The sequence below is a fragment of the Pedococcus sp. genome (assembly GCF_036554925.1).
Lineage (GTDB): Bacteria > Actinomycetota > Actinomycetes > Actinomycetales > Dermatophilaceae > Pedococcus_A.
In genome coordinates, this window is sequence record NZ_DATBMI010000057.1 from 1 (window position 1) to 10,275 (window position 10,275).

The 10,275-nt window shown below is 71.0% G+C and carries 6 protein-coding genes and 1 tRNA gene; 2 read left to right on the forward strand and 5 right to left on the reverse strand.

Annotated features, from left to right (window positions below):
* Positions 1 to 510 precede the first annotated feature (510 nt).
* Complete coding sequence (locus tag VIB11_RS04635) at positions 511 to 2,862, forward strand: immune inhibitor A domain-containing protein (RefSeq protein WP_332028824.1); 2,352 nt, start codon at positions 511 to 513, stop codon at positions 2,860 to 2,862.
* 12 nt (positions 2,863 to 2,874) lie between these two features.
* On the opposite strand, the gene VIB11_RS04640 is transcribed toward VIB11_RS04635, so the two are convergent.
* The 3 genes from VIB11_RS04640 to VIB11_RS04650 all read right to left on the reverse strand — a co-directional run bounded on the left by VIB11_RS04640 (position 2,875) and on the right by VIB11_RS04650 (position 7,760).
* Positions 2,875 to 4,194, reverse strand: coding sequence for an MFS transporter (locus VIB11_RS04640; protein WP_332028826.1), 1,320 nt, complete (start codon positions 4,192 to 4,194; stop codon positions 2,875 to 2,877).
* Between the two features lie 5 nt (positions 4,195 to 4,199).
* On the reverse strand, positions 4,200 to 5,564 hold the full coding sequence (locus tag VIB11_RS04645) for a phosphoribosyltransferase family protein (protein WP_332028828.1): 1,365 nt from the start codon (positions 5,562 to 5,564) through the stop codon (positions 4,200 to 4,202).
* Positions 5,565 to 5,666: 102 nt separating this feature from the next.
* Positions 5,667 to 7,760 (reverse strand): fibronectin type III domain-containing protein, encoded by a 2,094-nt coding sequence (locus tag VIB11_RS04650; protein ID WP_332028830.1) that lies wholly within the window; start codon positions 7,758 to 7,760, stop codon positions 5,667 to 5,669.
* A 393-nt stretch (positions 7,761 to 8,153) separates the two neighbouring features.
* Between VIB11_RS04650 and VIB11_RS04655 the strand changes: the two genes are divergently transcribed.
* Complete coding sequence (locus tag VIB11_RS04655; protein WP_332028832.1) at positions 8,154 to 8,573, forward strand: hypothetical protein; 420 nt, start codon at positions 8,154 to 8,156, stop codon at positions 8,571 to 8,573.
* A 171-nt stretch (positions 8,574 to 8,744) separates the two neighbouring features.
* On the opposite strand, the gene VIB11_RS04660 is transcribed toward VIB11_RS04655, so the two are convergent.
* Positions 8,745 to 9,758 carry a hypothetical protein gene (locus tag VIB11_RS04660; protein ID WP_332028834.1) on the reverse strand — a complete coding sequence of 338 codons (1,014 nt, stop codon included), beginning with the start codon at positions 9,756 to 9,758 and terminating at the stop codon, positions 8,745 to 8,747.
* Positions 9,759 to 10,114: 356 nt separating this feature from the next.
* A tRNA-Thr gene (locus tag VIB11_RS04665) sits at positions 10,115 to 10,188 on the reverse strand.
* Positions 10,189 to 10,275 lie beyond the last annotated feature (87 nt).

Genomic DNA, 10,275 nt, shown 5'->3' on the forward strand with positions numbered 1-10,275 from the left:
GGACGGGAAGACCCCTCCAGGATCGGGGTCGGCGGCGGCCACGGTCGCGGTGCCGGTGGCGAGGGCGCCGGACAGGGCCAGGGCGAGCGCCAGCCGCGCGGGGCGGGTGGCAGGGGCGCGGCTCGTCACAGGGGGCCTTTCGCGTCGGAGGTCAGCCGCTGAAGAGTAGGGCTGGATATTCACTCGAGAAACACCAGTCACACAGAAATGACGGTCGACGAGGGAAATCACGAAATAACAGCAGTGTCATTCTGGAAATGACAGCGATGTTTTTCAGCAGGTCGGCCCGCGTGCTCAGGGCGACGGCGTCGGCCACATCACAAGTCGGTCACAGATTCGCCGTTCCCGCAGGTCAGCCCCGACCGGAAGGGTCCCGAGGCGGCTGCGCGGCATTCCTCCGGAAGCGTCCCCGGACCGGGAGGAATTCTTTGACGACAGCCCCTTGGCGGCACCTCGCAGCGTGCGTAGCGTGACGGCAAGGGGGCACGCCGTCGACAGGGGAGAAGCACGATGCGCAGAGTTCTCGCAGGAGTGGCCGGCCTCGCAGTGACCATCGCCCTTCCGGGCCTCGCCACTGCCGCGCCCGGCGCACCGACCGTCACGAGCACCCCGAGCGCCACGAGCGCCCCCGCCGCCAAGGCTCCCAGGTCCGACGACCTGCCGAACCCCCTGGCCGACAAGCAGGCCGCCCACCGCGCGCGGGCCCAGGAGCTGACCCTGTCGGGACAGGCCACGCCCTCCGGCCGCAACCGCGTCGTCAAGGTCGGGCGGGGCCAGTACGTCGAGCTCACGCGCGAGTCCGAGGACTCGATCTTCACCGTGCTCGGCGAGTTCGGCACGGCCACCGCGACGCACACCCACGACGGCCAACAGGTCGCCCACGGGGGCGCCCCCGGGCCGCTGCACAACCAGATCCCTGAGCCCGACCGCTCTGTCGACAACTCGACCATCTGGACCAAGGACTTCTCGCGTGCCTACTACGAGGACCTGCTCTTCTCCGAGAAGGAGGGCGCGGTCTCGATGCGCAACTACTACCTCGAGCAGTCCTCCGGCCGGTACACCGTCAACGGCGACATCACCGACTGGGTGAAGGTGCCCGGCAACGCCGCCAGCTACGGCGCCAACTACTGCGGCGACATCGCCTGCCCCGACACCTGGCTCTTCGTCGCCGACGCGCTCAAGTCCTGGTACGCCAGCGAGCTGGCGGCCGGCAAGAGCGCCGCCGAGATCGACGACTACCTGTCGCGCTTCGACGTCTGGGACCGCTACGACCACGACGGTGACGGCAACTTCGACGAGGCCGACGGCTACATCGACCACTTCCAAGCGGTGCACGCCGGTGAGGGCGAGGAGACCGGAGGCGGCTCCTACGGCGAGGACGCCATCTGGTCGCACCGCTGGTACGCCAACTTCGGTGACTTCAACAGCACCGGACCCGAGTTCAACAAGGCGGGCGGCGTCAGGATCGGCGGCTCGAAGTACTGGGTCGGGGACTACACGATCGAGCCGGAGAACGGCGGCGTGGGTGTCTTCGCGCACGAGTTCGGGCACGACCTCGGCCTGCCCGACCTGTACGACACCTCGGGGAACACCGGCGGCGCCGAGAACTCGACCGGCTTCTGGACGCTGATGAGCTCCGGCTCGTACGGCAACAGCGGCCGGCCGGAGGACGGGATCGGCACCAAGCCCACGCACATGGGTGCGTGGGAGAAGTTCCAGCTCGGCTGGCTCAACTTCGCCACCGTCCGAGAGGGCAGGAAGGCGGACCTCACCCTCGGCCCGGCCGAGTACAACAGCAAGCTGGCCCAGGCCGCCTTCGTGCTCCTCCCGGACAAGCAGGTCCCGCTGGAGCTCGGCTCGCCGTTCGAGGGCTCGAAGTACTTCTACAGCGACTCCGGCGACAACCTCGACAACTCCATGACGAAGCAGGTGACCATCGGCGCGGGGGCACTCACGGCGAAGGTCCGCTACGACATCGAGACGGACTGGGACTACGCCTACCTCACGGTGGACGGGACATCGGTGCGGACCAACCGTTCAACGACGACGAACCCGAACAGCCAGAACCTCGGCAACGGGATCACGGGCAGCACCGGCGACGTGTGGGTCGACCTCACCGCGGACCTGTCCGCCTGGGCAGGCAAGACGGTGACGCTCGGGTTCCGGTACGTCACTGACGGGGCGCTGAGCGAGTCGGGCTTCCAGGCCGACGCGATCTCCCTGGACGGCCAGCCGGTCGGCACGGCGGAGGCCGACGAGGGCTGGACGCTGGACGGGTTCCGGACGACGACCGGCTCGGAGGAGCAGTCGTTCTTCAACGCCTACGTGCTGGAGAACCGGCAGTACCTCGGGTTCGACGCCTCGCTGCGGACCGGGCCGTACAACTTCGGCTACCTCAGCACGAAGCCCAACTGGGTGGAGCACTTCGCGTACCAGAACGGCCTGCTCGTCAGCTACTGGGACACCTCGTTCGGCGACAACAGCGTCGGCGACCACCCGGGGGGCGGGCTCATCCTGCCCGTCGACGCCAACCCCGGCCTGAGCCACTGGGCCGACGGCACGCTGATGCGACCGCGCATCCAGACGTACGACGCGACCTTCGGGCTCGAGCGGACCCAGGGCTACACGCTCCACTCCGACGGCGTCGCCGCGCGGATCGGCTCCAAGCCCGCGGTCCCGCTGTTCGACGACAGCAAGAGGTACTGGACCGACTGCGACACCCACGCCTGCACCGGCGACCACGCCGGTCGCTACCAGCCCGGCTGGAGCAGCGTCGACGTCCCCGACACGGGCACCACGGTGCGCGTGCGGGAGACCTCGGGCAACGGCACGGTGATGAAGGTCAGCGTCAACAAGGGCTGACCGGCTGAACCGTCAGCGCGGGACGGTCGCCCGGCCGGCCCGCAGCGCGGCATACGCCTCGGGGTCGTTCTCGCGCAGGTCCCTGCGCACCGTTCGGCGGTAGCGCAGGATCTGCGCGACCCCGATCGCCCACACGATGTACTGGACCGACATGGCGGCCCGGAAGGAGTCGACGGTGTAGGTGCTCGGCCCGCCCGGCGCCACGACGTCGAGCACGATCCCGATGAGGGTGACGGTCGAGAGCGAGGCGACGAAGCCACCGACGTTGACGATGCCGGTGGCGCTGCCGACGCGGGTCGGCGGGTTGAAGGTGCGGGCGAGGTCGAAGCCGACCATCGAGCCGGGACCGCCGACGGCCGTCACGACCACGAGGAGGACGAGCAGCCAGAGCGGGGAGCGGCCCGGCCACAGCAGCACCACCGCCCACACCGTGGCGATCGCCCCGACGATGCCCAGGATCAGGGTGGACCGCGAGAAGGGGTACCGGGTGACGAAGCCCCCGACAAGGGGGCCGGTGACGACGGTCGTCACGGTCATCAGCATCAGCAGGAGCCCAGCGGTGCCCGGCGCGAGCCCCTGGCCCGCCACGAGGAACGGGTAGCCCCACAGCAGGGCGAAGACCGTCGCCCCGAACTGGGCCGAGAAGTGCGACCACAGGCCCAGGCGGGTGCCGGGGGTGTTCCAGGCGCTGCGCACCGCCCGGGCGATGGCGCGGACCTTGATCCGGTCGAGCTCGTGGTCCGGGTAGGGCGAGTCTCGGACGACGAGCACGAGGACCACACCGAGCACGATCCCCACACTCGCGGCCGCGGCATACGAGGGAGTCCACCCCCAGAACTGCAGGGCCGCGACGAGCGGCGCCGCGGCCGCGAGCGCTCCGACCTGCCCGAGCAGACCGGTGAGCTGGGTGACGATGGGGATGCGGATGGGTGGGAACCACAGCGCGACGATCCGCAGCAGCGGGATGAAGACCATGGCGTCACCGACGCCCACGGCCACCCGCGCCAGGATGCCGGCCTCGAACGACCGCGCGAACGCGAAACCGAACTGGGCCAGCGTCATCGTGGTGACTCCGGCGGCGAGCAGGCGCTTGGCGCCGAACCTGTCCAGCAGGGCGCCCACCGGGATCTGCATCGCGGCGTAGACGAACAGCTGGACCATGGTGAAGACCGACAGCTGCGCCGCGGTGATGTCGAACCGATCGGCCGCGACCAGGCCGGCCACGCCGAGGGAGCTGCGGTGGAACACCGCGAGGATGTAGATGGAGACCGCCGCGGCGTAGACCGACCAGGCCCTGCGACCCCCGAGCGGGTAGGCGCGGGGGTCGGTCACGCCCCCTATTGTCCCGCAGCGCCTTCCGGAACCGGCGTCAGGGGCACGTGGGTGAGGAACCAGTCCCGTGCCAGGCGGGCCGCCTGCGCGAGGGTCCCCGGCTCCTCGAACAGGTGCGTGGCCCCCGGCACGACCGCCAGCCGGCTCTCGCACCGGAGCTGGCGCTGGGCGCGACGATTCAGCTCCAGCACCATCTCGTCGCGACTGCCCACGATGAGCAGGGTGGGTGTCTGCACCTGCGCCAGGACCGGCATCGCGAGGTCCGGCCTGCCCCCACGTGAGACGACGGCTCCGGTCCGGTCCGGGCGGGCGGCGGCGGCCGCGAGCGCGGCGGCCGCCCCGGTGCTGGCCCCGAAGTAGGAGATCGTCAGGCCCGACGCGGCGGGTTCGCGTTCGAGCCAGGCGGTGGCCTCGAGGAGCCGGCTCGCGAGCAGGTCGATGTCGAAGACGTTGCCGCGGTGCGCCTCCTCGGCCGGTGTGAGGAGGTCGAAGAGCAGTGTCCCCAGCCCCCCGTCCTGCAGCACCGAGGCGACGTAGCGGTTGCGCGGGGAGTGCCGGCTGCTGCCACTGCCGTGCGCGAACACCACGACGCCGCGCGCCGGCGAAGGAACCACCAGGTGGCCCGCAAGCTCGGCCCCGCTGACCGGGATGCGCACCTCGCGGTCGTCGGTGGCGTGCTCCGGGGCGAGCCGGGCGACCGCGGGCCGGGCCTCATCGGTGGCCTGGCCGGACGGTGCCGCGGCCGCGGCGAGGCGCAGCAGGGCCGCCACCTCGTCGTCGCTGGTCTGGCTGAAGTCCTCGTAGAACTGCCCGACGGCGTGGAACCAGAGGGGGCGGTCCAGGCAGACGAACTCGTCGACCTCGGGCCAGTGCTCGGCGCCGCAGTCGGCCGGCGCGACGGGCACCGCGAGCACCACCGTGACCGCGCCCGCCGCGCGTGCCACGGCGCACGCCGCGTGGGCTGTCGAGCCGGTGGCGATGCCGTCGTCGACGATGATGGCGACCTTCCCCTCCAGCGCGAGCGCATCCCGGCCGGGGCGGAAGCGGTGGGCCCGCTCGACGACGACCTGCCGCTCGCGCCTCGCGACCGCGGACAGCTCGACCTCGCTGACGTGCAGGTGGGCGAGCACCTCGTGGTTGAGGACGGTCACGTCTCCCTCGCCGACGGCCCCCATCGCCAGCTCGGGCTGGTAGGGCACCCCGAGCTTGCGGACCACGATGACGTCCAGGGGCGCCCCCAGCTGCGCGGCGACCTCCGCGGCCACAGGCACACCACCGCGCGGCAACCCGAGGACGACGGTGTCGGGGCCGCGGAACCGGCGCAGGGCTTGGGCGAGCTGGAGTCCGGCGTCACGACGGTCGGTGAACATGGTGCACCGCCTCTCTCCCCCTGGTGGCCACGCTAGGCGCGCCCGGGCCCCGGCCTGCAGGGCACTTGGTCCCGCAGACCGGGGCTCCCCGGGGCTGCCTGCTCAGCGGATCCGCAGGCTCACCTTGTTGGACAGGTCACCGTTGCCACCGGAGTTGGCCGCGCGAATCTGGTAGACGTGCGTGCCGTTGCTCGCGGTGGTGTCCGTGAAGGTCGTCGGCCCCTGGCTGGCGTCGGCGGGGAGCACCACCAGCCGCACGGCGTCCCGGAGGATGACGTACTTCTCGATCGGCGCCCCGTTGTTCGCCGGGATGGTCCAGGTGAGGCGGGCGCCCGGGCCGGCGACGACGGTCCCGCTCAGGACCGGAGCGTCAGGCGGGGTCTGCAGCGCCATCGCGGACGCCTCGTTCGAGGCCGGACCAGGGCCGGCTGAGTTCACCGCCCGGACGATGTAGTAGTAGGTCACACCCGGCATGCCACCGAGGTCGTCCCAGGTGGTCGTCGTCCCGCCCACCGTCGTCAGCGGCGTGCTGGGCTGCGAGGCCGGGGCCGCGGACCGGTAGATCCGGTAGGACGTCACCGGGGCTCCGCCGGTGGTCAGCGGCGCGTTCCAGGACAGGCGCAGGGGACCCGACGTGTTGTCGACCGCCAGGCCGCGCGGGGCCGAGGGGGGTGTGACGACGGTGCTCGCACTGGGGGTGGCCGAGGCCTCCTCCGAGGGAGCGCTCTTGCCGAGCGCGTTCTCCGCGATGACGACGTAGTAGTACCGCGTCCCGTTGACCACGTTCGTGTCACGGTAGGTCCAGGTGCTCCCGGAGACCGAGGCCAGCGGCTGCCCGAGGTTCTGGCCACCCGCCGTCGTGCTGCGGTACACGCGGTGCTTCGTCACCTTCGAGCCGCCGTCGGTCGAGGACGGCGACCACCTGAGGTCCACGAGCCCGGTCCCGGCCTCGCCCAGCAGGCTTGCGGGCGCGGCGGGCTTCGTGCGGGCGGAGCTGTCGACGAACATCGCGAAGTGCGGCTGGCGCACCCCTGAGACCTTGTTGAAGTCGCCGCCCATGTACAGGTGGTCGGCGTCGACGGCCAGTGCCCAGGGGCCCTGGGAGCTGTTGATGCGCGGCGCGAACGAGTCGAGCACCCCCGTCGCCGCGTCGACCGCGGCCAGCTTCTGGCGGTCCTGGCCCATGAAGGAACCGGCCCCGCCGTAGTGCCCGGCGCAGTACAGCAGGCCGTCCTTCAGCCGCACGGACTGCATGTTGCCGTTGCTCTTCGCCGTCCACACGAGCGCTCCAGTGGTGGCGCTGGCGGCGGCGCAGGCGCCGCCCCCACCGGCGGACGCGGCATACACACGGAAGGCGTCAGAGGTCAGGTCGTAGACGGGCGAGTAGGCGCCGTCGTTGGTGGGCGGCGCGACGAACGCCGTGTCGACGGCGCCGCTCGACAGCGACACGGCCGCCAGCTTGTTCGTGCCGCCGCGACCCGAGACCTGGCTGAACTCACCGCCGAGGTAGAGCCGACCCCCGCCCACCGCGACGTTGAGGGCCCGGACGCGCTCGTTGGGTGCGGCCGACCAGCCCGTGTCGACCGCGGCGGACGAGGAGCTGAGCTTGGCCGCGAACGCCCGCGAGGTCCCGCCCGAACCGGAGATCGAGCCGAAGTTGCCACCCGCGTAGAGGGAGCCGCCCCAGTAGGCCAGGGCGTCCACCTGTCCGGCGTTCACGGTCGCGTTCCATGAGGTCAGCAGGCCGGTGCGGGAGTCCACGGCGGCGAGACCGCGCCGGTTCACTCCGTTGACCGTGTTGAAGGCGCCGCCGATGAACACCTGGGAGCCGTCGGTGGCGAGGGTCGTCACCGTGTCGCCCGCGCTGGCCTTGAAGCTGAGGTCCGCGGCACCGGTGGTCGCCGAGAAGACGGCGATGTTCTTGGCCGGGTAGGTGATGCCGGCCGGGTCGATGACGGTGTCGAACGTGCCGCCCACGAAGATGCGGTCACCGATCGGGAGGATCGCCAGCACCCGCGGCTTCCCTCCAGCCGCGGGTGTCGTCGTGTCCGGTCCCACGCCCCAGGTCCGCGCCGGACTCTGGCCGACGGCCGCGTGCGCCGCGGTGGCCTGCACCAGCCCTCCTGCGAGGACCAGCCCCGCGACGGTTCCCGACCACGCGAGCCTGCGCCAGCCCCGTTGGTGTCGTGCCCCCATGTCCACCCTCACTTCGCTCACAGGCCGCGCGTGTTCGCCGCCCCCCGCCCACGTGTGCGCACCAGCCCCCGTTGCCACCGGCCCGCGATCCGCGCCTTCGGCAAGCCGCGGTCGTGCCGGCAGCCGAGTGGCGCTGATCTGCCGATCATGGCGGTCCCGCGCGATGAGCGGGTCGTCCTGAATGCGTGTGCCCACCTCATCCATCTGCATGAGGCTTGGTGCGGACGACCTCGTTGACCCCTGCAGATCTGTGAATGGCCGGGACTGGCTGCGCTGGTGTGACCTGGTGCGCGGTGCGACCGGCAGCCTGCACTTGCCTCGTGCCCGAGGGCGAGGGAGATGTCACCCCTTGGTGGGACGTAGAGGGTCGGATCGGGGCGTACCTTCGCCCACATGTCCCGTCACACCTACGCCATCGGCGCTACTGCGGCAGCGCTCGGGCTGCTCTGGCCCGCGGGCGCGGCCAACGCCGCCCCCACCTACGACGTGACCGTCACCTGCACGGTCCCCAAGCGCCAGCCGGAGCGGCAGCTGGCGCCCAACCACTGCCTCAACTACCTCCCGGATGGCACGCAGACCTACATCGCCAAGGTCGCCGACAGCAACGGACGCCCGGTCGCCGGCGTGAAGGTGTACTGGAGCGACGACAGCGCCAGCGCCAAGTTCCGGGTGCGCAAGAACCCGTGCACGACTGGGTCCGACGGCCGGTGCTCCAACGAGCTGGTCGTGCGCAACCCCCGCCGTGACATGGTCATCAGGGTCACCGGGACGGTCGGCTCCTCGTCCGCCGTCGGCTACCTCAGCTTCAGCTGACCCAGCGCGCGGGCAGCCACCGTCCGGTCGCCGCGCAGCCACCGTCCGGTCGCCGGGCAACCACTGTCCGGTCGCCGGGCAGCCTCGGCAGGGTGGCCGGGCAGCCTCGGCAGGTTCGCCGGCTCCTGACCGCGCTGGTCCCACGTGGGGTTGACGCCGTGCGGCGCCCGGCTACGGGAAGACCGCGAGCTTGGACACCGACGTGGAGCCGACCTTGGTGAAGTCGCCGCCGACCCAGAGCGCCCCCGAGCCGGGGTCGACCTGCAGGGCGAAGACGCCGTGGGCGCTGTTGAGCACGGGAGCCCAGGACGTCAGCGCGCCGGTGCTGAGCGACACCTCGAAGAGCTTGCGGCGTGGCAGCGGGTTCGTGCAGAGGAAGGGCGACCCCGAACCGGTGTTGCCGATGCAGTAGTTGGTGAAGTGCCCTCCTGCGTAGAGGGAGTCGCCGTCGATCACGAGGGCCTGGACGCCCCCGTCGGTCTGGTAGACCGGCTGCGCAAGGCTGCCGTCGAGGTTCCAGATGGCGAGGTGGCCACCAGAGCCGCCGCCTCCGCCATAGACACCGTTCGCATCGGCGATGACCTCGATCATGGGCCAGCCGGGGCGTGGCCGGAAGCCGGGCTCGAGGCTGCCGTCGTCGGCGTGCACCGCGGCCAGGTAGGGGCTGCTGGAGCTTCCGGCGAGAGACGTGAAGTTCCCGCCGACGTACACCAGGCTGGCGTCGGCTGACACGGCCAGCGTCGTCACCGCACCCGAGGCGACCGGCTTCCAGTTCGAGACCAGGCCGCCCGAGGGGAGCGAGAATGCCGCCAGCTTCTTGCGGGTCATGGTTCCGACTGCGGTGAAGTCGCCGCCGGCGAAGAGCCGGTCGGCGGAGACGGCCAGGGTCCGGACGGTCTTGTTCATCCCGGGGTTGAAACCGAGGAGCTGCCCCGTGTCCGCGTTGATGGCGGCGAGCCGGTTGCGCGTACTGCCGTTGACAGAGGTGAACGCGCCGCCGGCGTAGACGGTGTTGCCCACGACCTGCAGTGCCTCCACCGACGCGTTGGCACTCGGACTCCACGACAGCAGCTCGCAGGTTCCGGTGTGGAGGGCTGCGAACCGCTGCCTGGTCACCGATGTTCCCGACGGGGTCCGCACCGAGGTGAAGTCGCCCGCGATGAAGGTGCGGGGTCCGTCGATCACGACACTGGTGACCCGGCCGTTCGGCTGCGCGCAGGCCCGCGGTGCCGTCCCTACCGATGCTGCCGCGGGTAGCGCGGTGCCGACGGCGACCCCGAGTGCCACCAACCCAGCGAGAACCACAGACCTGTTGAACATGCGCTCCGCCCCTCCCCGAACGCCCCCCGAACCCTGAACAGACCCCACGCCCCGTCCTCGGGCGATCTGGTCCTAGAGAAGGGAACCAGCACTCGGAGGTGTGAGGGTCCACCGGACTGACCACGACGGCCTACATCACTTGACCTAGTACCCGGCGTCGTCGGCGGGCCCCGGGGCCGAACAGCGGAAACGCCCCCGACCGGAGTCGGGGGCGCCATCTGAGCCGCCTAAGGGAATCGAACCCTTGACCTATTCATTACGAGTGAATCGCTCTGGCCGACTGAGCTAAGGCGGCACGTGCCCGGGGGCACGGACGATGAGTATACGGATGGCCGGCCCATTCTCCGAACCGGCATCGCCGGCTCGGAGAATGGGTCGGCAC

What these genes read in the sequence shown, in the direction of transcription:
- VIB11_RS04635 (WP_332028824.1), top strand. Translation starts at nt 511, where the DNA reads ATGCGCAGAGTTCTCGCAGGAGTGGCCGGCCTCGCAGTGACCATCGCC.
- VIB11_RS04645 (WP_332028828.1), bottom strand. Translation starts at nt 5,564, where the DNA reads ATGTTCACCGACCGTCGTGACGCCGGACTCCAGCTCGCCCAAGCCCTG.
- VIB11_RS04650 (WP_332028830.1), bottom strand. Translation starts at nt 7,760, where the DNA reads ATGGGGGCACGACACCAACGGGGCTGGCGCAGGCTCGCGTGGTCGGGA.
- VIB11_RS04655 (WP_332028832.1), top strand. Translation starts at nt 8,154, where the DNA reads ATGTCCCGTCACACCTACGCCATCGGCGCTACTGCGGCAGCGCTCGGG.